The organism is Citrobacter sp. TBCS-14 (assembly GCF_005280805.1).
Lineage (GTDB): Bacteria > Pseudomonadota > Gammaproteobacteria > Enterobacterales > Enterobacteriaceae > Citrobacter > Citrobacter gillenii.
On record NZ_SZWM01000889.1, the window covers coordinates 1 to 205 of the forward strand.

Below are 205 nucleotides of genomic sequence, written 5' to 3' on the forward strand. Positions count from 1 at the left end.
TTAAAATAATCAATGTCCAGCATTGCCAGGGTAAAGGGTCTTCGTGAATGTAACGCCAGCGAGATTTCACGGCGCATAATCGTCGGAATAAAGCGGCGATTAAGGAGCTGGGTCAGCGAGTCTTTGCCATTTTCCTGTTTGACCAGCGCTTCAAACATTGAGGCGAGGAGAAAATGGATTTTGGCCGAGAGCTGTCGGATATCCT

1 protein-coding gene is annotated in these 205 nt (G+C 47.8%); it reads right to left on the bottom strand.

Annotated elements, in window-relative coordinates; translation table 11 throughout:
• Nucleotides 1–205: diguanylate cyclase domain-containing protein (locus tag FDX22_RS21915; RefSeq protein WP_146717770.1), on the bottom strand; the 205-nt coding region annotated here is incomplete at both ends.